At 75.4% G+C, this 24,272-nt stretch carries 22 protein-coding genes; 13 read left to right on the top strand and 9 right to left on the bottom strand.

The window, feature by feature from the left end; translation table 11 throughout:
* Positions 1 to 47: 47 nt before the first annotated feature.
* Positions 48 to 1,619: an Rv2231c family pyridoxal phosphate-dependent protein CobC gene (gene cobC, locus ACIGW2_RS16760; RefSeq protein ID WP_391655347.1), complete on the top strand. Its 1,572-nt coding sequence runs from the start codon at positions 48 to 50 to the stop codon at positions 1,617 to 1,619.
* 74 nt (positions 1,620 to 1,693) lie between these two features.
* Here cobC and ACIGW2_RS16765 read toward each other — a convergent pair whose 3' ends face one another.
* Positions 1,694 to 2,686, bottom strand: coding sequence for an SCO1860 family LAETG-anchored protein (locus ACIGW2_RS16765; protein WP_399844206.1), 993 nt, complete (start codon positions 2,684 to 2,686; stop codon positions 1,694 to 1,696).
* A 401-nt stretch (positions 2,687 to 3,087) separates the two neighbouring features.
* Here ACIGW2_RS16765 and ACIGW2_RS16770 point away from each other — a divergent pair, with 401 nt between their 5' ends.
* Together ACIGW2_RS16770 and ACIGW2_RS16775 are read left to right on the top strand one after the other, a co-directional pair.
* The gene (locus ACIGW2_RS16770) at positions 3,088 to 5,181 is read left to right on the top strand and encodes a penicillin acylase family protein (RefSeq protein WP_399844208.1); all 2,094 of its coding nucleotides are present in this window, start codon (positions 3,088 to 3,090) and stop codon (positions 5,179 to 5,181) included.
* Positions 5,168 to 5,731, top strand: coding sequence for a GNAT family N-acetyltransferase (locus tag ACIGW2_RS16775; protein WP_399844210.1), 564 nt, complete (start codon positions 5,168 to 5,170; stop codon positions 5,729 to 5,731). Before ACIGW2_RS16770 ends, ACIGW2_RS16775 begins: the two co-directional genes overlap by 14 nt.
* A gap of 7 nt (positions 5,732 to 5,738) precedes the next feature.
* Here the strand turns inward: ACIGW2_RS16775 and ACIGW2_RS16780 are convergent, their stop codons facing one another.
* Positions 5,739 to 6,833, bottom strand: coding sequence for an amidohydrolase family protein (locus tag ACIGW2_RS16780; protein WP_391655300.1), 1,095 nt, complete (start codon positions 6,831 to 6,833; stop codon positions 5,739 to 5,741).
* Positions 6,834 to 6,916: 83 nt separating this feature from the next.
* Between ACIGW2_RS16780 and ACIGW2_RS16785 the strand changes: the two genes are divergently transcribed.
* Positions 6,917 to 8,020 (top strand): pyridoxal-phosphate-dependent aminotransferase family protein, encoded by a 1,104-nt coding sequence (locus ACIGW2_RS16785; RefSeq protein WP_391655346.1) that lies wholly within the window; start codon positions 6,917 to 6,919, stop codon positions 8,018 to 8,020.
* Positions 8,021 to 8,055: 35 nt separating this feature from the next.
* Here ACIGW2_RS16785 and ACIGW2_RS16790 read toward each other — a convergent pair whose 3' ends face one another.
* Entirely contained in the window at positions 8,056 to 9,123 is a 1,068-nt protein-coding gene (locus ACIGW2_RS16790) for an alkene reductase (RefSeq protein ID WP_361588545.1), read from the bottom strand.
* 170 nt (positions 9,124 to 9,293) lie between these two features.
* Between ACIGW2_RS16790 and ACIGW2_RS16795 the strand changes: the two genes are divergently transcribed.
* On the top strand, positions 9,294 to 9,785 hold the full coding sequence (locus ACIGW2_RS16795; RefSeq protein WP_399844213.1) for a MarR family winged helix-turn-helix transcriptional regulator: 492 nt from the start codon (positions 9,294 to 9,296) through the stop codon (positions 9,783 to 9,785).
* A 33-nt stretch (positions 9,786 to 9,818) separates the two neighbouring features.
* On the opposite strand, the gene ACIGW2_RS16800 is transcribed toward ACIGW2_RS16795, so the two are convergent.
* From ACIGW2_RS16800 to ACIGW2_RS16810, 3 genes are all read right to left on the bottom strand, one after another.
* Positions 9,819 to 10,883, bottom strand: a complete 1,065-nt coding sequence (locus ACIGW2_RS16800) for an aminotransferase class V-fold PLP-dependent enzyme (protein WP_391655297.1) — start codon at positions 10,881 to 10,883, stop codon at positions 9,819 to 9,821.
* A gap of 124 nt (positions 10,884 to 11,007) precedes the next feature.
* The gene (locus ACIGW2_RS16805) at positions 11,008 to 11,703 is read right to left on the bottom strand and encodes a DsbA family oxidoreductase (protein WP_399844215.1); all 696 of its coding nucleotides are present in this window, start codon (positions 11,701 to 11,703) and stop codon (positions 11,008 to 11,010) included.
* Between the two features lie 91 nt (positions 11,704 to 11,794).
* A complete protein-coding gene (locus ACIGW2_RS16810; protein WP_391655295.1) occupies positions 11,795 to 12,805 on the bottom strand; it encodes a GlxA family transcriptional regulator in 1,011 nt (336 codons plus the stop codon).
* A gap of 71 nt (positions 12,806 to 12,876) precedes the next feature.
* Between ACIGW2_RS16810 and ACIGW2_RS16815 the strand changes: the two genes are divergently transcribed.
* Positions 12,877 to 14,256 (top strand): MFS transporter, encoded by a 1,380-nt coding sequence (locus ACIGW2_RS16815; RefSeq protein WP_399844218.1) that lies wholly within the window; start codon positions 12,877 to 12,879, stop codon positions 14,254 to 14,256.
* A 71-nt stretch (positions 14,257 to 14,327) separates the two neighbouring features.
* Positions 14,328 to 15,197 (top strand): alpha/beta hydrolase family protein, encoded by an 870-nt coding sequence (locus tag ACIGW2_RS16820; protein ID WP_399844220.1) that lies wholly within the window; start codon positions 14,328 to 14,330, stop codon positions 15,195 to 15,197.
* Positions 15,198 to 15,244: 47 nt separating this feature from the next.
* Here the strand turns inward: ACIGW2_RS16820 and ACIGW2_RS16825 are convergent, their stop codons facing one another.
* On the bottom strand, positions 15,245 to 16,738 hold the full coding sequence (locus tag ACIGW2_RS16825) for an aldehyde dehydrogenase family protein (RefSeq protein ID WP_399844222.1): 1,494 nt from the start codon (positions 16,736 to 16,738) through the stop codon (positions 15,245 to 15,247).
* 169 nt (positions 16,739 to 16,907) lie between these two features.
* On the opposite strand from ACIGW2_RS16825, the gene ACIGW2_RS16830 reads away from it, so the two are divergent.
* Positions 16,908 to 17,678, top strand: a complete 771-nt coding sequence (locus tag ACIGW2_RS16830) for an IclR family transcriptional regulator (RefSeq protein ID WP_399844224.1) — start codon at positions 16,908 to 16,910, stop codon at positions 17,676 to 17,678.
* A gap of 18 nt (positions 17,679 to 17,696) precedes the next feature.
* On the opposite strand, the gene ACIGW2_RS16835 is transcribed toward ACIGW2_RS16830, so the two are convergent.
* On the bottom strand, positions 17,697 to 18,290 hold the full coding sequence (locus tag ACIGW2_RS16835) for a hypothetical protein (protein WP_391655291.1): 594 nt from the start codon (positions 18,288 to 18,290) through the stop codon (positions 17,697 to 17,699).
* 111 nt (positions 18,291 to 18,401) lie between these two features.
* On the opposite strand from ACIGW2_RS16835, the gene ACIGW2_RS16840 reads away from it, so the two are divergent.
* From ACIGW2_RS16840 to ACIGW2_RS16860, 5 genes are all read left to right on the top strand, one after another.
* Positions 18,402 to 19,460, top strand: a complete 1,059-nt coding sequence (locus ACIGW2_RS16840; protein WP_391655290.1) for a hypothetical protein — start codon at positions 18,402 to 18,404, stop codon at positions 19,458 to 19,460.
* Positions 19,457 to 20,779, top strand: a complete 1,323-nt coding sequence (locus ACIGW2_RS16845; RefSeq protein ID WP_399844227.1) for a sensor histidine kinase — start codon at positions 19,457 to 19,459, stop codon at positions 20,777 to 20,779. Before ACIGW2_RS16840 ends, ACIGW2_RS16845 begins: the two co-directional genes overlap by 4 nt.
* A gap of 29 nt (positions 20,780 to 20,808) precedes the next feature.
* Positions 20,809 to 21,423, top strand: a complete 615-nt coding sequence (locus ACIGW2_RS16850) for a response regulator (protein ID WP_391655345.1) — start codon at positions 20,809 to 20,811, stop codon at positions 21,421 to 21,423.
* Positions 21,424 to 21,534: 111 nt separating this feature from the next.
* Complete coding sequence (locus ACIGW2_RS16855) at positions 21,535 to 22,986, top strand: peptidoglycan D,D-transpeptidase FtsI family protein (protein ID WP_399844229.1); 1,452 nt, start codon at positions 21,535 to 21,537, stop codon at positions 22,984 to 22,986.
* Between the two features lie 137 nt (positions 22,987 to 23,123).
* Positions 23,124 to 23,558: a hypothetical protein gene (locus ACIGW2_RS16860; protein WP_399844230.1), complete on the top strand. Its 435-nt coding sequence runs from the start codon at positions 23,124 to 23,126 to the stop codon at positions 23,556 to 23,558.
* Positions 23,559 to 23,583: 25 nt separating this feature from the next.
* Here ACIGW2_RS16860 and ACIGW2_RS16865 read toward each other — a convergent pair whose 3' ends face one another.
* Entirely contained in the window at positions 23,584 to 24,219 is a 636-nt protein-coding gene (locus ACIGW2_RS16865) for a TetR/AcrR family transcriptional regulator (protein WP_399844233.1), read from the bottom strand.
* Positions 24,220 to 24,272: the final 53 nt, after the last annotated feature.

The following is a 24,272-nucleotide window of genomic DNA, read 5'->3' on the forward strand; positions in this document are numbered from 1 at the left end:
GGCCCTTGCTATCCGATCCGGCCTCCCCCGCGCACCTCGGCGTGGTCGTGGGGGTGGGTGCCCGGTCCGGGGTCGCGGTGGCGGAGGTGCTGGAGCTCGTCGGGGCGGCGCTGCGGGAGGCGGGGCTGGGCGGCGCGGACGTGCGGGCGGTGGCCACGCTCGACGTGCGGGCGGGCGAGCCGGGGATCGCGGGGGCGGCGGCGCTGCTGGGTCCGGGGCCGGGGGTGCCGGTGCGGGCGTTCGGGAGCGAGGAGCTGGCGGCGGTGGCCGTGCCGCATCCGTCGGCGGTGCCGCTGGCGGCGGCGGGGACCGCGTCGGTGGCGGAGGCGGCGGCGCTGCGGGCGGCGGGGCCGGGGGCGGTGCTGCTGGTGCCGAAGCGCAAGAGCAGGCGTGTGACCTGCGCCATTGCCCGTTCCGTCCCCCTTCGTCCGAACGAAGACTCCCCAGGCGCACGGTTGTTGCCCGATACTCACGGGTACATCGGTGGCGAGCCCCACACTCGTCCCACCGGCACCATCCCCATCCCCTCCCCCCACACGACGGCGGCCATGGACATCGACACCTCTGCGGGCACCTCCGCTGACGCGCACGACCTCAGACACCACGGCGACGCCGAGGTCCGGGACGAGAAGCTGATCGACCTCGCGGTGAACGTGCGCACGAACACGCCGCCGGACTGGCTGCGGGAGCGGATCGCCGAGTCCCTGACGGGGCTCGCGGCCTATCCGGACGGGCGGGCGGCGCGGGCCGCGGTGGCCGACCGGCACGATTTGCCGTCCCGCCGGGTGCTGCTCACCTCGGGTGCGGCGGAGGCGTTCGTGCTGCTCGCGCGGGCGCTGCCGGCGCGGCGGGCGGTGGTGGTGCATCCGCAGTTCACGGAGCCGGAGGCGGCGTTGCGGGACGCCGGGCACGCGGTGGAGCGGGTGCTGCTGCGCGAGGAGGACGGTTTCCGCTTCGATCCGGCGGCGGTGCCGGAGGACGCGGACCTGGTGGTGATCGGCAATCCGACCAATCCGACCTCGGTGCTGCATCCGGCGGCGGCGATCGCCGCGCTGGCCCGGCCCGGGCGGTGGCTGGTGGTCGACGAGGCGTTCATGGACGCGGTGCCGGGCGAGCGGGAGTCGCTGGCCTCGCGGACGGACGTGCCGGGTCTGGTGGTGCTGCGGAGCCTGACCAAGACCTGGGGTCTGGCGGGGCTGCGGATCGGCTACGTGCTCGCCGAGCCGGAGACGGTCGCCGCGCTGGAGCGCGTGCAGCCGCTGTGGCCGGTGTCGACGCCGGCGCTCGTGGCGGCGGAGGCGTGCATGGCGCCGGTGGCGCTGATGGAGGCGGAGGACGCGGCGCACCGGATCGGGGTGGAGCGGGCGCACCTGCTGGCGGGGCTCGCGGAGTTCGACGAGGTGCGGGTGGTCGCGGCGGCGGAGGGGCCGTTCGTGCTGGTCCGGATCGAGGGCGCGGACGCGGTGCGGGACCGGCTGCGGACGCTGGGCTTCGCGGTGCGGCGCGGGGACACCTTCCCGGGGCTGGACCGGCACTGGCTGCGGATCGCGGTGCGGGACCGGGTGACGACCAACCGCTTCCTGCAGGCGCTGGACCAGGCGCTGTTGCTGCTGGGCTGAGGTTCCCGGGCGGGAAGGGGGTGCCGTCGCGGCACCCCCTTCCCCGTCCCCCCGGACGCTCCCCCTCGGGCCGGTCAGCCGCGCGCGCGGGCGCGGCCGCGGGCCAGGACCAGGGCGCCGCCGCCGACGCCGAGGAGCAGCACCGCGCCGCCCGCGAGGTACGGGGTGAGGGAGCTGCCGCCGGTCTCGGCGAGGTTCTGGGTGGGGGTGGTGCCGCCGTTCTGGGTGGTCACTCCGGCGTCCCGGCCGGGCGCGGTGGTGGGCTGCCCGGACGGCTGCTCGCTCGGCTGCGGGGAGGGCTGCGAGCTGGGCTCCTTGCTGGGCTCGGTGCCGCGCGGGGTGGTGCAGGTGGCCTCGGCGAGGGTGACCTTGCCCTTGACCTCGGCGACGTTGAGGTTCAGCGGGTTGACCTCGACGGAGAGTTCGAGGGCGGTGGCGGCGGCGGTGTTCGAGGTGGTGGCGGTACGGGAGAGGTCGAGGACGACCTCGCCGACGCCCGGCACGGTGACCTTGGTCTGTCCGCCGGTGGACAGGGTGGTCTTCTTGCCGAGCACGGTGACGTGGCCGAGCAGGTTGGACTCGGCGACCGGGCGCTTTCCGGCCTCGCAGACCGCCTTGGAGGTGACCTTCTCGACCTCGACCAGGGAGAGCAGCGGCAGTCCGGGGACGTGCAGCCGGGCCTTGGCAAGGTTGACGTAGCCCTTGGCGGTACTGCCCTCGACGGTTGCCTCGGAGGTGGCGACGTCCGCCTTGAGCACGCTGACCGGCTTGCCGTTCTCGGCGCCTTCCACCCGGACGCTGAGCGCGGTCTTCTCGGCGCTGGCGGGGGCCTCGACCTCGTTGAGGGAGGCGCGCAGCGGGACGCTCACGGCCTTGTTGAGCAGGTTGACGTCGAGGCCGGTGCGCAGGACGACGGCGGTGGCGTGGCCCTCGCCGCCCCGCTCGCCGGTGCCGCCCGTGGCGTGGGCGGCGGGGGCCGCGAGGACCAGCGGGCCGACGGCGAGGGCGGCGACCGCGGTCGCGGCCGCGGTGCGGCGGGCGGGCAGGCGGAAGGTGGTGCTGTTCAAGACGGTGGAACCCCCACGGGAGACATGGCGTCGCCAGGCCGCTCGCCACGGGGACTGTGGGTCACTGCGGCGCCGGCGACTCGAGACACCGGAATCTTTACGCACTGTGGGTGAACGGGCAGGCACCTGGCGTGAGTTCACTCCAAAGGGTGGATTCCGTGCCCATATTCGAATCTTTCGGCACAGGCGTTCCCGGCAGCCCCGTCCGTCGCACGGCGTGCGAGCGCACGGGGGCGCACTCGGGGGCATTCGGTGAGGGTGAGAACGACGTGCGCCGGCCCGGCGTCACGGTTCGTCAACCTCCCGCCGCACCCACCCCCGTGTGAGCCCTTCCCCGGCTCCTGTAGATTAATTTAGGCCAGCCTAACCTAAGAAACATTGATCTGATCGGGGTCGTACGCGTGAGCATCGAGGTCTTCCGGGACGCCTGGGGCGTGCCGCATCTGCGCGCCGCCGACCCGCTCGAACTGGCCCGCGCCCAGGGCCTGGTGACCGCCCGCGACCGGGCCTGGCAGCTGGAGGTCGAGCGGCACCGGGCCCAGGGCACCACCGCGGAGTTCCTGGGTGCCGCGGAGGCCGGCTGGGACGTCTTCGTCCGCCGGGCCCGGCTGGCCGACACCGCGCGCCGCTGCCTCGACCGGCTGGACCCCGAGACCGCGGCCTGGCTGCGGGCCTATGGGGACGGGGTCAACGAGGGGCTCGCGGCGGGCGCCCGGCGCGCGCCCGAGTTCGCCGCGACCGGGCTGCGGCCGGGCCGCTGGGAGCCCTGGACGCCGCTGGCCGTCTGGCTCTCCACCCACATCCTCTTCGCCGGCTTCCCTACCAAGCTGTGGCGCGACCGGGTCGCGGCGCTCCTCGGCGAGGAGTGGACCGAGCTCTTCGCCGCCGACGGCCCCGGCACGGCCGGCTCCAACGGCTGGCTGGTCTCCGGCGCGCGCACGGCGAGCGGCGCGCCGATCGTCGCCGGCGACCCGCACCGCTTCATCGAGGCGCCCGGCGTCTACCAGCAGATCCGGCTGTCCTGCCCCGACTACGACGTGCTCGGCCTGGCCGTCCCGGGCGTCCCCGGGCTCGCCCACTTCGGCCACGCCGGCACGGTGGCCTGGGCCATCACCAACGCCATGGCCGACTACCAGGACCTCTACCGCGAGCGGCTGCGCCGGCTCCCGGACGGGCGGATCGAGGCCCTCGGCCCGGACGGCTGGGAGCCGGCCACCGCGCACACCGAGACCGTCCGGGTGCGGGACGCGGCCGCGCCGGTCCCGGTCGAGGTGGTGGAGACGGCCCGCGGCCCGGTGATCGTCGACGGCGAGGCCGCCGGGGCCGGGGAGTGGGAGGCGATCAGCCTCCGGTACGCGCCGCGGGTCACCGGGGAGCTGGGCTTCGCGGCGCTGCCCGCGCTGCTGCGGGCGCGCCGCGTCGGCGACGTGGACCGGGCCCTCGCCGCGTGGGTGGAGCCGGTGAACGTGGTGCAGGCCGCCGACACCGAGGGCGGGCTGCTGCACCGGGTGGCCGGGCACGTGCCGGTGCGGGACCGGGCCAACGCGCTGCGCGTGGTGCCCGCCTGGGAGGCGCGGTACGCCTGGGCCGACGGGCCCGCCCCGCTGCCCCGCGCCGAGGTCGGCCCCGAGGGCTTCGCCGTGATGGCCAACGCCCGCGGTCTCGCCGCCCCGTTGGGCGTCGAGTTCGCCCCGTCGCACCGGGCCGACCGGATCGCCGCGCTGCTCGCCGCCTCCGACTCCTGGACCCCGGACGCGACCGCCGCCGTGCACACCGACACCGACAACCCGGCCGCCCGGCCGCTGCTCGACCGGATCGCCGCCGCCGAGGAGACCGCGCTCTCCCCCGCCGCCCGAGCGGTGCGCGCGCGCCTGCTCGGCTGGGACCGGCGGATGGCCGCCGAGAGCACGGACGCCGGGCTCTACGCGGCGGTGCGCGGCGCGGTCGTGCGCCGGCTCACCGGCCACGGGGCCTTCGCGGCGCTGCGCGAACCCGCCCCGTACCCCGAGCTCTTCCAGCCCTGGCTGGCGCTCGGCGGGCGGGTCGGGCTCGCCCTGGAGACCCTGCTGACCCGCGGGCCGGTGCCGGAGGCGGACCTGGTGCGGATCGTGCGCGAGGCCCTGGAGGAGGCCGCGGCCGGGGAGGCGCCGCCCGCGTGGGGCGTGACGCACCGGCTCGCGCCCTGGCAGGCACTGCCCGACCCGGACCCGGAGGCCGACGCGCGGTGGCCGGGGCTGGCCGGCGACCACGACTGCGTGCTCTCCACCTCCAGCGTGCCCGGCTACACCGACCGCAGCGCCCGGGCCTCCGCCGCCCGCTACGTGTGGGACCTCGCCGACCGCGAACGCAGCCGGTGGATCGTGCCGTTCGGCGCCTCCGGGGTGCCCGGCGACCCGCACCACCGCGACCAGCTCCCCCTGTGGCTGCGGGGCGAACTCGCCCCCGTCACCACCGACTGGACCCACCTCGTGAAGGAAGAGCATGAGCAGGACTGAGCACGTACAGACCGTCGAGGGCTTCGGCACCGTCCGCGTCGACCGCATCGACCCGGACGCCGACGCCCCGCTGATCCACGCCTGGGTGAACGAGGAGCGCGCCCGCTTCTGGGGCATGCACGGCACCACCGTCGAGCAGGTCTGGGAGATCTACGCCCACCTGGACGCGCTCACCACGCACCACGGCTTCCTGGTCCGCCGCGACGACGAGCCGGTGGCCGTCTTCCAGACGTACGACCCCGGGGCCGACCGGATCTCCGAGTGCTACGAGGCCCGGCCGGGCGACATCGGCGTGCACCTGTTCCTCGCGCCGACGGCCGCGCCGGAGCCGCGCTTCACCGAGTCGCTGCTCACGGTCCTCATCGACTTCGCGCTGACCGGGCGGAGCCGGATCGTGGGCGAGCCGGACGCCGCCAACGAGAAGGTGCTGGCCCGGCTCGCCCGTACCGGCTTCGAGCTGGGCCCCGAGGTCGTGCTGCCCGAGGTGGACCTGCCGGAGGTCTTCATCCCGGAGAAGCGGGCCCGGCTCGCCTTCTACACCAGGGACTGACCCGGCATCAGGCGATCGCCCGGCCGTTGACGACCACCCGGCGCGGGTCCGCGAGGACCCGGACGTCGGCGCGCGGGTCCTCGCCGTAGACGACGAGGTCGGCCGGGGCGCCCTCGGTCAGCCCGGGACGGCCCAGCCAGTCGCGGGCCCGCCACGCGGTGGCGGAGAGGGCGTCCAGGGCGGGGATGCCCGCCTTCGTGAGCTCCTCGACCTCGGCGGCGACCAGGCCGTGCGGCAGGGAGCCGCCCGCGTCGGTGCCGACGAAGACCGGGATGCCCGCGTCCCAGGCGGCGCGCACCGTGTCGTACCGCCGCTCGTGCAGCCGGCGCATGTGCGCCGACCAGCGCGGGAACTTCTGCTCGCCGCCGTCCGCGAGGTGCGGGAAGGTCGCGATGTTGACCAGGGTGGGGACGATGGCGACGCCGCGCTCGGCGAAGAGCGGGATGGTGTCCTCGGTCAGGCCGGTGGCGTGCTCGACGCAGTCGATGCCGGCCTCGACCAGGTCGCGCAGCGAGTCCTCGGCGAAGCAGTGCGCGGTGACCCGGGCGCCCAGCCGGTGCGCCTCGGCGATCGCCGCCTCGACCTCGGCGCGCGGCCAGGACGGGGCCAGGTCGCCGAGGTCGCGGTCGATCCAGTCGCCGACCAGCTTGACCCAGCCGTCGCCGCGCCGGGCTTCCCGGCCGACGTACGCGACGAGCTCGTCCGGCTCGATCTCGTGGGCGTAGTTGCGGATGTAGCGGCGGGTGCGGGCGATGTGCCGGCCGGCCCGGACGATCTTCGGCAGGTCCTCGCGGGCGTCGATCCAGCGGGTGTCGGAGGGCGAGCCCGCGTCGCGGATGAGCAGGGTGCCCGCGTCCCGGTCGGTGAGCGCCTGCTTCTCGGCGGTGACCTCGTCGACCGGGCCGTGCTTGTCCAGGCCCACGTGGCAGTGGGCGTCGACCAGGCCGGGCAGCACCCAGCCCTCGACGGAGAGGGTCTCCCCGGCGGCGGCCGGCGGGCGTTCGAAGGTGATCCGCCCGTCCACGCACCACAGCTCGTCCCGTACGTCCTCCGGGCCGACGAGCACCCGCCCCTTCACATGCAGCACCGCGTGATCGCTCATACCCGCACTCTACGAGGCCCCTGGGTACCCTGACCCAGGCCCTGCCCGCACCGATCCGAACCGAAGAAGGCACCACCGTGACCGTGACGCACCCGCTCCTCGACCTCGCCCCGCTGACCGCCGCGCACTTCGCGTCGATCGAGCGGCGGGTGGCCGCGCTGCTCTCCACCGAGCAGGACGTGGTGATCACCCAGGGCGAGGCGCTGCTGCCGCTGGAGGGCTGCATCCGCAGCGGGGCCCGGGCCGGTTCCACGGCCCTGAACATCGTCACCGGTCCCTACGGGCAGACCTTCGGCGACTGGCTGCGCGACTGCGGGGCGACCGTGGTCGACCTGGCGGTGCCCTTCCACACGGCGGTGACCGCCGAGCAGGTGGCCCGGGCCTTCGAGGAGCACCCGGAGATCGACTTCGTCTCGCTGGTGCACGCGGAGGCGGCGACCGGCAACACCAATCCGGTCGCGGAGATCGGCGAGGTCGTGCGGGCGCACGGCGCGCTGTTCTACCTGGACGCGGTGGCGTCGATCGGCGCGGAGCCGGTGCTGCCGGACGCCTGGGGCGTGGACATGTGCATCATCGGCGCGCAGAAGGCGATGGGCGGCCCGGCCGGTGTCTCGGCGGTGTCGGTGAGCGCGCGGGCCTGGGAGCGCTTCGCCGCCAACCCGGCGGCACCGCGCCGCTCGTACCTCTCGCTCCTGGACTGGAAGGAGCGCTGGATCGACGGCGGCCGCAAGGCGCTGCTGCACGCTCCGGCGCAGTTGGAGATGCTGGCCCTGGAGGCCTGCCTGGACCGGATCGAGACCGAGGGCCTCGACGCGCTGATGGCGCGGCACGCGGCGGCCGCGGCGGCCACCCGGGCGGGTGCGCTGGCGCTGGGCGGCGGCCTGGAGCCGTACGTGCACGAGGCGAAGGACGCGGCGCCGGTGGCGACGACGCTGCGCTCCCCGGCCGGTGTGGACGCCTCGGAGCTGGTCGCGAAGGCGCTGGCGGCCGACCCCTCGCTGCCGCTGATCGCGGGCGGCGGGGCGCTGGCGAAGGAGATGATCCGGGTGAACCACTACGGGGTGGACGCCACCCCCGGCGCGGTGCAGTCCTCGCTCGCGGCGCTCGGCGCGGCCCTCGCGGAGACGGGCCGCGCCGTGGACCTGGAGGGCGCGCGCCGGGCGGTGACGGAGGCCTGGTCGGCCTGACCCGTGCGGGCCTTCCCCGGCAACCCCGTACGGGGCTACAGGGCCGGGTAGTCGGTGTAGCCGCGGTGGTCGCCGCCGAAGAAGGTGGCCGGGTCGGGGGTGTTGAACGGGCCCGCGGCCCGGAGCCGGGCGGGCAGGTCGGGGTTGGCGAGGAAGAGGGCGCCGTACGCCAGGATGTCGGCGGTGCCGTCCTCGATCAGGGTCAGGGCCTCGGGTCCGGTCGGGCCCTCGGTGGCCGGGTTGAGCACGAAGGTGCCGGTGAACAGCTTGCGCAGGGTGTGGGTGAGTTCGCGGACCTCGGCCACCGGCTCGGTGACGTGCAGGTAGGCGATGCCGAGCGGGTTGATCGCGGCGACGAGCGCGGGGTAGAGCTCGGCGGTGTCGGTCTCGGCGATGTCGTTGTAGACGTTGGCCGGGGAGATCCGCAGTCCGGTGCGCTCGGGGCCGATGGCCTCGGCGACGGCCCGGACGACCTCGACGGCGAAGCGGATGCGGTTCTCGACGGGGCCGCCCCACTCGTCGGTGCGGTGGTTGCTGTTGGTGGCCAGGAACTGGTGCACCAGATAGCCGTTGGCGCCGTGGATCTCGACGCCGTCGAAGCCGGCCTCGACGGCGTTGCGGGCGGCGGTGGCGAAGCCCTCGATCGTCTCGCGGATGCCGTCCGGGGTGAGTTCGAGCGGGGCGGTGAAGTCCTTCATGCCGGGCCCGGCGAAGAGCTGTCCGGCCGGGGTGACCGGGGAGGGGCCGACGGGGTGCAGGCCCGCGCCGAGGACCTCGGGGTGGCTGATCCGGCCGGCGTGCATGAGCTGGGCGAAGATCGTGCCGCCGCGGGCGTGGACGGCGTCGGTGACCTCGCGCCAGGCGGCGATCTGCTCGGCGCTGTGCAGGCCGGGGGTGTCGGGGTAGCCCTGGCCGACGGCGGTGGGCTGCACGCCCTCGGTGATGATGAGGCCGGCGGAGGCGCGCTGGGCGTAGTACTCGACGGTGAGCGGGGTCGGGACGCGGCGCTCGGTCTCGGCCCGGCTGCGGGTCATGGGGGCCATGGCGATGCGGTTGGCGAGGCGTGCGCCGGCGAGGTCGATGGGGTCGAAGGCGGTGGTCACGGCGGCCCTCCCGGGTCAGGTGTGGTCGGCCAGGCATGGAGAAGCGGCGAGCGTTATGTGGTCGGCCAAGAATAAATATGTGGTCGGCCAACGATTCGCCGCGAGGCTTACTGTAGCCCATCTCTTGGCCGACCAAGTTAATCTGGGGGCAGAAACCCTGGAGGAGAGCCGTGTCCGGAACCGAACCCTTCTGTCCCCACCCCGCCCCCGCGGGCCTGCCGTCGGCCGCCCGGGGCGGCCCGGCCAGCCACGCGCTGTCCCGGGTGGCCCGGCTGCACCGGATCGCGGCGGCCCGGCTGCTCAGGGAGGCGGACCTCTACCCGGGCCAGGAGTTCCTGATGATGGCCCTCTGGGACTGCGGGCCGGTGCGCCAGTCGGCGCTGATCCAGTCGCTGGGGCTCGACCCGTCGACGGTCACGAAGATGCTCCAGCGCTTGGAACAGTGCGGCCATGTGCGCCGCCGGCCCGACCCGGACGACCGGCGGGCCGTCCTGGTCGAGCCGACGGAGGAGGGCGAGGCCCTGCGCGCCCGGGTCGAGGCCGCCTGGGTCACCCTGGAGGAGCGCACCCTGGCCGGGCTCGACACGGAGGACCGGGCCCAGCTGACCCGGCTGCTCGCCCGCCTGGAGGAGAACCTGTGCGGCGAGGCGGGCGAGTGCTGAGCCGCTGAAGCGGCCGGCGGCCTCGGCCTCCGGTCAGCCGGCCAGCGCGTCGAGGGCCCGGTCCACGTCCGCCGAGGAGTTGTAGAGGTGGAAGGAGGCCCGCAGATTGCCCGCGCGGGCCGACAGCAGCACGCCCGCCGCCCGCAGCCGCTCCGCCCGGTCGCCCAGGCCCGGCACGCCGACGACCGTCGAGTCGTCCGCGACCGCCGGGTGGCCGAGCGCGGCGAGGCCGGCCCGGAAGCGGGCCGCGAGGGCCTTCACGTGCGCCTCGATCCGCTCGATGCCGAGCTCTTCGAGCAGGGCCAGCGAGCGGGCCGCCCCGTGGTACGAGAGGAAGGCCGGCGGCTCGTCGAACCGGCGGGCGGAGCGGGCGAGTTCGCGCACCGGCCCGTAGCTGTTGACCCACAGCTCCTCGCCGGTGACCCAGCCCGCGTGGATCGGCAGCAGCGCGTCCTGCGCCTCCTCCGTGACGGTGAGGAAGGAGGCCCCGCGCGGGCAGAGCAGGTACTTGTAGCCGCCGGAGACGGTGAAGTCCCACTCCCCCGCGTACAGCGGCAGCCAGCCCGCGGACTGGGTGGCGTCGAGCAGGGTGCGGGCGCCGTGCGCCGCCGCCGCGGCCCGGATCGCCGGGAGGTCGGCGGTGCGCCCGTCCGCCGACTGCACGGCGGAGAAGGCGACGAGCGCGGTCTCCGGCCGCACCGACTCGGCGAGCCGGTCCAGCGGCACGAAGCGGGTCTTCAGGTCGCCGCGGACCGTGAAGGGGGTGATGACGGAGGAGAAGTCGCCCTCGGGGAACAGGATCTCGGCCCCGGCCGGCATGGACTGCGCCACCATGCCGACGTGGACGGAGACCGAGCTGCCGACCGCGACCCGGTCGGGGGCGGTGTGCGCGAGCCGGGCGAAGGCCGCCCGGGCCTCGTCGACCACCTCGAAGTCCCCGGCGCCGCCGGGGCGTCCGTCGGCGGTCTCCTCGGCGAGCGCGGTGACGGCGTCGATCGTGCGGCGGGGCAGCAGCCCGCACGCGGAGGTGTTCAGATAGGTCTGCTTGGGGGCGAACTCGGCCCCGCCCAACGGCTCCAGATGCTCCACGGATTCCATGGGCCCAGAGTGGATTCTCCACGATCTCACGTCAATTGCGATAGATCATGGAGAATTCCCAAGAAAGCCTTATAGGCGGGAGGGTACGGGGCGCGGGCGGCGGGCACCGCCCGGACGCCTCCGCTCAGCAGCTGCCGCCGTCGACGTCGCAGGCCGCCGCGTCCCCGCCGACCGGCTCCAGGACACGCCCCTGCCAGGCCTGCTCCAGGGCCTGGGTGAAGACCTCGGCGGGCTGGCCGCCGGAGACCCCGTAGCGCCGGTCGAGGACGAAGAACGGCACGCCGTTCGCCCCCAGCTCGGCCGCCTCGCGCTCGTCGGCCCGCACGGCCTCCGCGTACGCGGTGGAGTCGGCGAGCACCGCGCGCGCCTCGGCCTCGTCGAGACCGGCCTCGACCGCGAGGGCCACCAGGGTCTCGTCGTCGAAGACGGACCGCTCCTCGGCGAAGTTGGCCCGGTAGGCCAGGTCGAGCAGCTCGCTCTGCAGGCCGCGCTCCTTGGCCAGGTGCAGCAGCCGGTGGATGTCGAAGGTGTTGCCGTGGTCACGGCCCTCCGTGCGGTACCCGAGGCCCTCCGACCGCGCGTTCTGCGCGACGTGCGCCTCCATGGCCCGGGCCTCGTCGAGCGTCCGCCCGTACTTGCGCGCGAGCATCTCCAGGACCGGCCCGGTGTCGCCCTTCGCGCGGTGCGGGTCGAGCTCGAAGGAGCGGTGCACGACCTCGACCTCGTCGCGGTGGGCGAAGGCCGCGAGCCCCTTCTCGAAGCGGGCCTTGCCGATGTAGCACCAGGGGCAGGCGATGTCGCTCCAGATCTCGACGCGCATGGGTGGCTTCTCCTACGGGGTTCGGTGCGGGCGTGCGGGCGGACACGGCGGTGCCGGTGTTCCGTGACGGGAACGTCCCGGCCCGCGGCATTCATTCCGCCGCGGCCGCCGGTGTGAGCGGGCGCACGCGCGGGCGGCCCGGCCCCGTGCCGGGGAGGCGGTTGAAGGAGGCGCGGTAGGCGCTCGGGGTGAGGCCGGTGCGGCGCAGCAGATGGTGGCGCAGGGAGTCGGCGGTGCCCAGGCCGCAGGCGCGGGCGAGCGCGTCCATGGGCAGCGTGGTGGTCTCCAGGAGCTCCCGGGCCCGCTCCACGCGCTGGTGCAGCAGCCACTGGAGCGGGCTGACCCCGGTCTCGGCGTGGAAGCGGCGCGAGAGGGTGCGGACGGAGACGCCGGCGTGCCGGGCGAGGTCGGTGAGGGTGAGCGGGCGGTCGAGGTGTTCCATCGCCCACGCGCGCGTGGCGGCGAAGGAGGCGCCGCGCTCGGGCGGCAGCGGGGTGTCGGTGAACTGTGCCTGGCCGCCGGGCCGGACGGGGGCGACGAGGGCGAGCCGGGCCACGGTGTTGGCGACGGCGGCGCCGTGATCGGTGCGGATGACGTGCAGGCACAGGTCGATGCCGGCGGCGTAGCCGGAGGAGGTCAGCAGCGGGCCGTCCTGGACGAAGAGGACGTCGTCCTGGAGGTCCACGGCGGGGTGCCGTTCGGCGAGGAGCTCGCGGTAGGCCCAGTAGGTGGTGGCGCTGCGGCCGTCGAGGAGGCCGGCGGCGGCGAGCGCGAAGGAACCGGTGCAGATGGACGCGATCCGCCGGCCGTCGGCGCCGGCCCGGCGCAGCACGTCCAGGATCCGCGGGTCGGGGTCGTCGTACCGCCCGCTGCCGGCCAGGATCACCGTGTCGGCGCCGGCCACGGCGTCCAGGCCGTGCGGCACGTGCAGGTCGAGGCCGCCGGTGGTGGCGACCGGCCCGGGGTCGGGGGCGCAGATCAGGGTCTCGTAGCCGGGTCCGTCCGCCGTCTCGACCTTGGCGAACAGCATCTCCGGAATGGCCAGGTTGAACATCGACACGGGCGGGGCGGCGATCACCGCGACGCGGTGGACGGCGGTCATGGCCAGAACCTCCGGGCATATGGCATTCGGGCCACTACTGTACGGGCCTGCGGCCGCGCAGGCTGAGGCCCATGACGACAACGCACCTCGCTCCGCCCTCCGTTGAGTCCCCGCCGCCGGCCGGACGCGGCCCCGGCCCGGCGCTCGCCGCCGCCCTGCTCGGCTTCGCCCTGATCACCCTGGACACCTCGGTGGTGAACGTGGCGCTGCCCGCGATCGGCGGGGAGCTGCGGGCCGGCCTGACCGGTCTGCAGTGGGTGGTGGACGCGTACACCCTGGTCTTCGCCGCGCTGCTGCTGTCCAGCGGCGCGCTCGCCGACCGGGTCGGCGCGAGCCGGGCGTACGGGGCGGGGGTCGTCGTCTTCACGCTGGCCTCGGCCGCCTGCGGTCTGGCGCCCGGGCTGCCGGCGCTGCTCGCGGCGCGCACCGTGCAGGGCGCGGCGGCGGCCGTGATGCTGCCGGCCTCGCTGGCGCTGGTCCGCGAGGCGTACGCCGATCCGCTGCGGCGGGCCCGCGCGGTGTCGCTGTGGGCGGCGGGCGGCACGGTGGCGGTGGCCCTCGGGCCGGTCGCGGGCGGTGCGCTGACCACGGCGTGGAGCTGGCGCGGGATCTTCTTCATCAACCTGCCGCTCGGACTGCTCGCGCTCGCGCTGCTCACCCGGGTGCGGCGCTCGGCCCGCCGTCCCGCGCCGCTGGACCTGCCGGGCCAGGTGACGGCGGTGCTGGCGCTCGGCGCGCTGACCTTCGCGGCGATCGAGGGCGGCCGGGCCGCCTGGTGGGCGCTGGGGCTCGCGGTGGTGTCCTTCGCGGCCTTCCTGCTGATCGAGGCGCGGCGGCGGCACCCGATGGTGCCGCTGGGCCTGTTCCGCGACCGGACGGTGTGGGTGGCGGTCTCGGCGGGCGCGGCGAACACGGTGGCCTTCTACGGCATGGTCTTCGTCTTCAGCCTCTTCTTCCAGCAGGTGCTCGGGCTCTCCGCGCTGGGCGCGGGCCTGATGTTCCTGCCGATGACCGGTCTGCTCGCCGGGGTGAACGTGCTGTCCGCGAAGGTCGCGGCGCGCCACGGGGCGCGGCTCCCGATCGTCGTCGGCCAGGTGGTCGCGGTGGCCGGTCTGCTCGCCCTGCTGTCGGTGGACGCCCACACCCCGCGGGCGGTCCAGGCCCTGCTGCTCGTCCCGCTCGCGCTGGGCTGCGGCTTCGCGCTGCCGCCGCTGATCGCCGCGATGCTGGAGGCCGTGCCGCCGGAGCGCGCGGGCACGGCGGCCCGGCTCCTCAACGCCGTCCGCCAGACGGCGGGAGCGCTCGCGATCGCGGTCTTCGGCTCCTTCGCCGCCACGGGCGTCGCCGCGGCCCTCCGCCCCTCGCTCGTGATCAGCGCGGTGCTCCTCTCCGTGACGGCCCTCGCCTCGCTGGGCCTGCCGCGCGGGAACGGGCACGGGCGGAGGGCATGACCGCGAGCGCGCGCCGGGGCGTAGGCATTCAAGGGCCTTTCGGATCTTGGCCGGATCCCTACGATGACGCCATGCCGATCTCCGGACCCGAACAGCCCCTGACACGCGTCCTGCACGACGCCTCCCGGAGCGACCTGAAGGACCCCGCCCGGCCCCGGCCGGTCCGGGTCTACCACTGGGAGCCGGCCGGACCCCCGGCCGGGCCGGCGCCGCTGGTGGTCGTCTCGCACGGCACCGGGGGCTCCGGGAGCGCCATGGGGTGGCTCGTACGGCCGCTGCGCGAGGCGGGTTTCCGGGTGGTGGCCCTCGACCACCACGGCAACGACTTCGTCGGCGGCTACGAGCCGGAGGGCTTCCTCCACGTGTGGGAGCGCCCCCGGGACGTCTCCTTCGTCCTCGACGCGCTGGCCGCCGAGGAGCCCCTCGGTCCGGTCGGCGTGGCGGGCTTCTCGCTCGGCGGGTACACGGCGGCGGCCCTCGCCGGCGCCCGGCTCGATCCGCGGCTGCTGTGGGCGGTGCTCACGGGGGCGGTCCCGCTGCCGGACATCCCCGAGTTCCCCGGGGTTCTGGAGGCGCTCCGGGCGAAGCACCCGCTCGACGAGGAGTCCCGGGCCGGGACGCAGGCCGCCGGGGCGGACCTCTCGGACCCCCGGGTGCGGGCGGTGTTCCTGGTGGCCCCCGGTCTGGGCGCCCTGGTGACGCCGGAGAGCCTGGCGGCCGTGCGGGTGCCGGTGGGCCTGCGCTGGGGCGGGGCGGACACGGTGAACCCGTACGAGGTCGACACCCGGCCGTACCGGGAGCACATCCCCACGGCGAGCGGGCACTCGGCCGGCCCGGACGTCCGCCACGACGACTTCTTCGCCCCGGACCCTGCCGACCCGCACGCCCGCGTCCGGGTCGGCGCCGAGGCCGCCGGCTTCTTCCGGCAGCACCTCCGCTGACGGACGGATCAGGCCGGGTCCGGATCCAGGTTCGGGCCAGGCCCGGCTCAGGCCCCGGCCGCCGCCGACTCGCCCTCCTCGTCCCGGAGTTCCGGCGGCAGCAGGTGCTGCGGGGTCGACTGGTAGGTGACCGGGCGGAGCCAGCGTTCGATGGCGGTGGCGCCGACCGAGGTGGAGGGGGAGGTGGTGGCCGGGTAGGGGCCGCCGTGGTGCTGGGCGTCGGCGACCGCCACGCCGGTGGGCCAACCATTGACGAGGATCCGGCCGGCCAGCGGGGTGAGTTCGGCGAGCAGTCCGGCGGCCTCGGGGTCGTCCTCGGTGGTCTGGAGGGTGGCGGTGAGGTTCCCGGACAGCAGGCCGAGGACCGTGCCGAGCTCCTCGCGCGTGGAGTAGCGGGCGACGACGGTCACCGGGCCGAAGCACTCCTCCAGGAGGGCCGTGTGTCCGCCCCGGGCCAGCGGCCCCGCCTCGGTGACGAGGACCCCGCCGCTGACCGTGTGCTCGCCGCCCGCGCCCGGGGTGACGGGCGCGGTGACGCCGGGCAGCGCGGCCCGCTCGCGCACGCCGTCGAGGAAGGCCTCCCGCATCCGGTGGTCGAGCATCACGCCGGGTTCGGTCTCGCTCACGGCGTCGGTCAGCGCGGCCACGAAGCGGTCGCCCGCCTCGCCCGCGGGCGCCAGGACGAAGCCGGGCTTGGTGCAGAACTGGCCCTGCCCCTGGGTCATGGAGGCCGCCAGCCCGGCGCCGATCTCCTCGGCCCGCGCCGCGGCCGCCGCCTCGGTGACCACCACCGGGTTGAGGGAGCCGAGTTCGCCGTGGAAGGGGATGGGCACGGGGCGGGCGGCGGCCGCGTCGAAGAGCGCCCGGCCGCCCCGTACCGAGCCGGTGAAGCCGGCGGCGGCGACCCGCGGGTGCCGGACGAGCTCCTTGCCCGCCTCGAAGCCGTGCACCAGCCGGACGACGTCCTCGGGCAGTCCGCTCCCGGCGGCGGCCTTGCGCAGCAGCACGGCGCACAGTTCCGCGGTGGCCGGGTGGTCGGGGTGCGCCTTGATCACCACCGGGCAGCCGGCGGCCAGCGCGCTCGCGGTGTCGCCGCCGGGGACGGAGAAGGCGAGCGGGAAGTTGCCGGCCGCGTAGACGGCGACGACCCCGAGCGGGACCTTGGTGCGCCGCAGGTCGGGGGTGGGCGGGGTGGTCGTCGGGTCGGGCCGGGAGATCCGCACGTCCAGGAAGGAGCCGTCCTCGGCGATGCCGGCGAAGTAGCGCAACTGGGCGGTGGTGCGGGCGAGTTCCCCGGTGAGCCGGACCGGCCCGAGGGCCGTCTCGGCGTCGGCGGCCTCGACGACCCGGTCGCGGGCCGCGTCCAGGAGGTCGGCGGCGGCGCGCAGCAGCCGGGCCCGCGCGCCGCGGTCGGCGAGCGCCCCGCGGGTGGCGTGCGCGGCGCGCACGGCCGCGTCGACCTCGGCCGCGTCGGCCTCCACGGCGACCTGCTCCCGCGCCTTCCCCGTCCGGGGGTCCACACTCCACACTGGTGCTGCCACGACACGCCCCTCGCCCACGTTGTTCGCTATTCTGAACGCGGTTCCTGTAGGTGAATCCGACAGCGGGACTCTAGGGACGGCCGAGCCGTCTCCACAAGGGGCCTCCCGGGCCGGAACCGGACTCCCGCGGAACCGACGGGGCCATGACGAGGGGCGAGGGCGAGGGGCGATGGCGACGAACGACTCGGGTGGGGCGCAGGTCAAGTCCGCGGTGCGGACGGTGGAGTTGCTGGAGTACTTCGCCGGGCGGCCCGGCATGCACTCGCTCGCCGCCGTCCAGGAGGCCGTCGGCTACCCGAAGTCCAGCCTGTACATGCTGCTGCGCACCCTGGTCGAGCTGGGCTGGGTGGAGACCGACGCGACGGGCACGCGGTACGGCATCGGGGTGCGCGCGCTGCTCGTCGGCACGTCCTACATCGACGGCGACGAGGTGGTGGCCGCCGCCCGGCCCACCCTGGACCGCCTCTCCGACGACACCACCGAGACCATCCACCTGGCGCGGCTCGACGGCACCAACGTGGTCTATCTGGCGACCCGTCAGTCCCAGCACTACCTGCGCCCGTTCACCCGGGTCGGGCGCCGGCTGCCGGCCCACTCGACCTCGCTGGGCAAGGCGCTGCTCGCCACCCACAGCGACGAACAGGTCCGCAAGCTGCTGCCGGAGACGCTGCCCGCGCTCACCGAGCACACGATCACCGACCGCGAGCGCCTGATCGAGGAGCTGCGGGTGATCCGCGAACGGGGCTACGCGGTGGACCGCGAGGAGAACACCCTGGGCCTGCGCTGCTTCGGCATCGCCATCCCCTACCGCACCCCGGCCCGCGACGCGATCAGCTGCTCGGTGCCGGTGGCCCGGCTGACCCCGGGGCACGAACAGCTCATCAGGGACGCCCTGTTCGACGCCCGCGACCGGCTGGCGCTCGCCACCCGGCGGCTCTGAGGACCCATCGGGGCGACCTCAGCCGATCCACACCACCAGGCGCACGTGCTCGTCCCCGTGCTCGGCGGCCAGAGCGCGCATGGTGTCCCAGACGGGGGCCCACGTGCCGTCCGGCGGGGCGAACATGCGGGCGGTGATGACGACCGGGCGGTAGACGGCCCCGTTCCACGGCACCTCGCCACCCTCCGGCCACTCCCACGGGCACAGCTCCTCGCCGAAGACCACGTCGGCCACGCGCTCCACCTCGTCCGGGATCCACACGATGTCGTGGAAGGCCGGCTCGCCGTCCGGACCCGGCCGCCACTCGCCGACCCAGGGTCCGACGGGGCCGTCGCACAGCGGCGCGTCCCAGTCGGCGGCCGCCACCTCGGCCCAGGTGACGTACGTGTGCGTGTGGTTGACCTCGTCGTCGGGGATGTGATCGGCGGCGTCCGCCGGCAGCCCGCGGAGCGGGAAGAGCTCCCGTACGGTCCCGAGGCCCCCGCCGTACCCGAACAGGACCTCCCGCGCGTACGACTCCCGCCAGATCCCGAAGTCACCCAGCCAGGCGCGGTCCTCCCAGCTCCCGTCGGTCCCGCGTACCTCGATCACGCCTTCGATGTCCGTCCCCACGGCGCCGATGTTAGGTCCTTCGCGCGGACGGCGGCCTCTCCCCCGTGCGGCGGAGGCGGTTCGCCGTCCGGCAGGACGCGCAGGGGCGGGGGTGCGCGGGAGCGTGGGGGCATGACGACACCGACCGCCCGTCCGGCCCGTACCGGACGCCGCTCCGAGGCCCCCGCCCACCGCACCGCAGCCGCCGCGTCCGGCGACCGCCGCCCCGCCTCGCCCGCCTCGCCCGCCCGGCGCGTGCTGCGCGTGCTCGCGATCGTGGCCTGCCTGCCGTACATCGCGCTCAAGGTGACGTGGATCGGCGGCGGCCGGATCGGCATTCCCGACGGGAGCGCGCTCCTCGACCATCCGACGGCGATGGCCGTCGGCAACTCCCTCACCGTCCTCGCGGACGCCGTCGTGGTGCTGCTCGCCCTGCTCCTCACCCGGCCGTGGGGGCTGCGGGTGCGGGCCTGGCTGCTCGTGCTGCCGATGTGGGCGGCGACCGGTCTGCTCGCCCCGATCATGGCGGGCTATCCGGCGCAGCTGGTCGTCGCGCTCGTCACCGGACAGGACGGGGGCTCCTCCGGGCCGGCCGACGAGCCCTTCCTCGACGCGTGGGTCTTCCCCGTCGTCTACGGCGGTTTCATCGTCCAGGGCCTCGCGCTCGGCGCCCTCTTCGCGCTGTACGCCCGCGACCGCTGGGGCCACGTCTGGGCCGGGCGGCTCGGCGAGCTGCCCGCCGGGCTCACCGGGACCCGGGTGCGGGCCGGCGCCGTGGCGGCGACCGTCCTCGCGCTGCTGCCCGCCGCCCTGACCGTGCTGTGGGCCTGCGGCTCGACCGCCGGCCTCTCCCCCGAGCTCGCCGCGCGCCACGACGCCGACCGGGCAACCGTGGACGCGGTCCGGGCCCTGTTCCTCGTCCTCGCCCCGCTCGCCACCCTGCTCCTGGTGACGCGCCGGCCGGCCGGGCTGCGGACCCGCACCGCGATGGCCCTGACCTGGGTGGGTTCGGCCGCGGTCGGGTGCTGGGGCGCCTACATGTCGCTGGTCTCGCTGCTGCCGCTCGCCGATCCCGGGAAAGAGCCGACGGGCCTGATGATCACCGCCTACGCTGGCGAGATGATCACCGGATTCCTGCTGGCCGGCTGTCTCGCCGTGGTGCTGCGCCGCCGCGGGCCCGCGGGCGGATGAGCGGCGGACCGACGGGCCGCGGGCGGCTGGGCCCCTGCGCGCGGGTGCTGTTCGGGCAGCGGGCCCGGCGGCGCTGGCTGCACCTGATCGTGGGCGGCGCGCTGTTCATGCCGTACTGGCTGGTCGGCACCCTGGTCGTCGGGCCGTTCGCGGACGGCCCCGCGATGTTCGGCGGCAGCCCGCTCGCACAGTTCGGGGCGTACGGGGTGGGGCTGCCGATCGCCGCGCTCACCGCGCTCTTCCCGCTCACCCGGCCGATGTCGGTGGCGGCGGCGCGGGCGCTGTGCGGGGTGGCGCCCGACCGGTTCGCGGAGGGCCCGGCGCGCGGGCGGGCCGCACGGGCGCGCACGGCCGGCTGGTTCGTGCTGCACCTGGGCACGGGCGCGCTGCTCAGCGGGGCCAGTCTGGCGCTGCCGCCGTTCGCGCTCGCGGTGGCCGCGCTGCCGTTCTCGCCCGCCCTGCGGGCCTCGGAGCTCGGCCGCTTCTGGCACCTGGACCACCCCTGGCTCGTCTGGGCCGGACCGCCGCTCGGGCTGCTGATGCTGCTCGCCCTCGCCGCGACGGCCGCGGCGGCGGGCGCGCTGCTCGCGGCGGCGGCTCCCCGGCTGCTCGGGCCGAGCCCGGCGGACCGACTGGCCGCCGCCGAACGACGGGCCGCCGAGCTCGCGGTGCGCAACCGGCTCGCCCGCGAGCTGCACGACTCGGTCGGGCACGCGCTGAGCGCCGTGACGCTCCAGGCGGCGGCCGCGCGCCGGGTGCTCGACTCCGGCACGGACGAGCCCGGTTTCGTACGCGAGGCGCTGACCGCGATCGAGGAGACGACCCGGCGCACGGTCGGCGAGCTCGACGCGGTGCTGGGCCTGCTGCGCAGCGGCGAGGACGACGGCGCGCTCCCGGCGCCCGGTCTGAACGCCCTGGACGCCCTGGAGGCGCTGGTGCGGGGCGCCGGGCCGCGGGTGGCGCTGACGGTGCGCGGGGATCTGGCCGGGCTGCCGGACGCGGTGGCGCGGGAGGCGTACCGGATCGTGCAGGAGGGGCTGACCAACGCGGTGCGGTACGCGCGGGACGAGACGGTGACGGCGCGGATCGCGCTGTCGGGGGACGCGCTGGAGATCACCATGGAGAACCCGCTGCCCGGTCCGGGCCGCCCGGCACCGGTGGCCCGCCCGGACGGCGGCCGGGGCCTGCGCGGGGTGGCCGAGCGCGCCCGGCTGCTCGGCGGCACGGCCGGGGCGGGACCGGCGGACGGTGTGTGGCGGCTCGCCGCGCGCCTGCCGGTGGGAGACGGGGCGCCGCCCCGAGGAGGGGGACCGCGGTGATCAGGATCGTGCTCGCGGACGACGAGCGGATGGTGCGGACGGCGCTGCGGGTGATCCTCGACGCCGAGCCCGGCCTGACGGTCGTCGGGGAGGCGGCCACCGGCGCCGAGGCGGTGGCGGTGGTGCGGGAGCTGCGGCCCGACGTGGTCCTGATGGACGTGCGGATGCCGGAGCTCGACGGCATCGAGGCGACCCGGCTGCTCCTGTCCGGGCCCGCGGCGCCGCGGATCGTCGTCGTGACCACCTTCGAGAACGACGCCTACGTGTACGACGCGCTGCGCGCGGGCGCGGCCGGTTTCCTGCTCAAGCGGGCCGCCCCGGAGGAGCTGGTGAGCGCGGTCCGGCTGGTCGCCACGAGCGACTCGCTGCTCTACCCGGCGGCGGTGCGGGCGCTGGCCGCCGAGCACGCCCGCCGGCAGCCGGCGGCACCGGCCTGGGCGGCCCGGCTGACCGAGCGGGAGGCGGAGGTGCTGCGCCGGATGGCGAAGGGGCTGACCAACGCGGAGATCGCGGCCGGGATGGGGGTCGGCGCGGCGACGGTGAAGTCGCACGTGGCGGCGGTGCTCGCGAAGACGGGCGCCCGGGACCGTACGCAGGCGGTGATCGCGGCGTACGAGTCGGGCTTCATCCGGCCGAGCGCCTGATCCGGGGCGTGGCCCGGAACACGTCCCTGACCGGTCCTCACATGAAGGTTCCCTGAGAAACCGGACACATCAGGAACGATCGGCCGCGCCCCGGTCGTCCCGCACAGTGGGATGAACAAGACGATCAGGCGCGCCTCGGTCTTCACGCTCCTCCTGGTGCTCGCCCTCCTCGGCCGGGCCACCTGGGTGCAGGCGTACGAAGGCAAGGCCCTCGCGAACGAGAAGAACAACCGGCGGAAGATCATCGCGCAGTACGCGGAACCGCTCGGGAACATCGTCGTGGCCGGCTCACCGGTCACCGGATCGAAGGAGACCAGGGGCGGCGACCTCGCCTACAAGCGGGACTACACGGACGGCGCCCTGTACGCGGCGGTCACGGGCTACAGCTCGCAGGCCTACGGGGCGACCCAGCTGGAGGGCATCTACGCCGACGTCCTCGACGGCACCGACACCCGGCTGAAGAACCCGGTCGACGCGCTCACCGGCAAGCGGGCCGAGCCCGGCACCGTCGTGACGACGATCGACCCGGCCGTGCAGGAGGCGGGCTACCGGGCGCTGGGGAACAAGAAGGGCGCCGCCGTCGCCATCGACCCGAAGACGGGCCGGATCCTCGGCATGGTGTCCACCCCGTCCTACGACCCGTCGAAGATCGCCGGGATGACGGACGGCGAGGAGTGGCGGCGGCTGACGGAGGACGAGGACAAACCGCTGGTGAACCGGGCGCTGCGGCAGCCGCTCCCGCCGGGCTCGACGTTCAAGCTGGTGGTCGCGGCGGCGGCGCTCGAGGACGGCCTGTACGGCTCGGTCGACACGGCGACGGACAGCCCGATGCCGTACACCCTGCCGGGGACCAGGACCGTGCTGAGGAACGAGAACGCCTCGGCGCCGTGCGAGAACGCCACGATCCGCACCGCCCTGCGCTACTCCTGCAACAACGTCTTCGGCAAGATGGCGGTCGACCTCGGCCAGGACAAGGTCAGGGCGATGGCGGAGAGGTTCGGCTTCGACGACGAGGAGCTGGACGTCCCCGTGCGCGCCTACCCGAGCGTGTACCCGACCGGGATGGACCAGGCGCAGACGGCGCTGAGCGGCATCGGGCAGTTCGACGTGACGGCCACGCCGCTCCAGATGGCGATGGTGTCGGCGGCCCTCTCCCACGACGGCCTGCTGGCGAGCCCGCACATGGTCGCGCAGGTGGTCGACTCCGACGGCGACGCGCTGCAGAGCTACGAGGACGGCGCGACCGAGCGGGTGGTGTCGGCGGACACGGCGCGGCAGCTGCGCAGCGCGATGCGGACGGTCGTCGAGGAGGGCACCGGCAGCAACGCGGCGATCGGCGGCGGCGTGGAGGTCGGCGGCAAGACGGGCACGGCGCAGCACGGCGAGAACAACAGCAAGACGCCGTACGCCTGGTTCACCTCGTACGCGAAGGACCCGGCGACCGGCAAGGAGGTGGCGGTCGCGGTGATGATCGAGGACTCCGGCGCGGCGCGCTCGGAGGTCAGCGGCAACGGGCTCGCGGCGCCGGTGGCGAAGGCGATGATGAAGGCCGCGCTGGGCTGACCCGCCGGGGCGCGGGGCGGAGGCTCCGAGGTGCCCCCGGGTTCGCAGGGGCGTGGGTCCGAAGTGTCCCGGATCCGAAGTGACAGGAGGCGGGGGCCGGTTGGTGTCCGGCCCCCGCCGCACGATATGCAGGGGGCATGCTCTCGAACGTGCGTCTGCCCCGCTCCCCGTCCGGCTGGACCATGGCCGTCTTCGGCGTCCTCGCCGCGGCGCTCGGCGCGGTGGGCCTGGTCTCGCCGGACACCACGATCCGCCTGATGGGCCTCGCCCCGGTCCCCGGTGCGGAACGGGCCGCGGACGACCACACCCTGCTCTTCCTGACGGCCTCCTCGATGGCGGCCCTCAACATGGGCGTCTACTACGTGCTGGCCGCCCTGGCCGACTGGAGGTCCTTCTTCCGCTGGACGGTGCCCTTCCGGCTGCTCACCTGCACGGTCTTCACCCTCGCGGTGCTCGGCGACCGCGCCCCGGCCGGTTTCCTCGGCGTGGGCCTCTGGGAGGGCGCGGGCGCGCTGGCGACGGGCCTGGCGCTGCGGTACGAGTCCCGGCGCGCGGCCCGGGTCACGGCCTGAGGACCTCCTCCGTCAGGAGCGGCCTTCACGGCTTGAGCAGTGCCTCCGTCACGGCCGCCAGATAGGCGGGGTCGGCCGGGACCGACTGCGGGACGGCGTGGGAGAGCTGGGCGTGGCCCAGGTAGCTGGTGTAGGCGAGCAGGCCGCGGTGGCGCGCCCGGTCGGCGGGGAAGCCCAGCAGTTCGAAGAGGTGGGCGAGATAGCCCACGCGGCGCTCGGTGACGCGGGCGAGGGCCGCGGCGACCTCCGGGTGGTCGCCGGCGGCGAGCAGCCGCACCTCCAAGGGGTGTTCGGCGGCGGTGGCGGTCGCCCCGCGCAGCAGTGCGGCGAGGCGGGCGGCGGGGTCGGCTTCGGCGGCCTCCATGGCGCGGATGATGCGCTCGGTGGAGGTCTCCTCCCAGCGGGCGAGGGCCGCGGCGACGAGGGCGTCGCGGTTGGCGAAGTGCCAGTAGAAGCTGCCCTTGGTGGTGCCCAGGCGGGCGGCGAGGGGTTCCACCGCGACTCCGGCGAGTCCGCGTTCGGCGAGCACGGTGAGGGCCGCGTCCGCCCAGTCGTCGGCGGTGAGCCGTTTGCGGGCGCCGCGTCGCGCCCGGGTGGCCGGGGAGTCCTGGGGGCCGGGGGCCGTGGAGTCCTGTTCCTGGGGGGCCGTGGAGTCCTGCATGCTTCCGTACGGTACCGTACGGTTGGAACATACGCTCCCGTATGGAGGTCCGG

This window comes from Streptomyces sp. NPDC053541, from assembly GCF_044544705.1.
Taxonomy (GTDB): Bacteria; Actinomycetota; Actinomycetes; order Streptomycetales; family Streptomycetaceae; genus Streptomyces.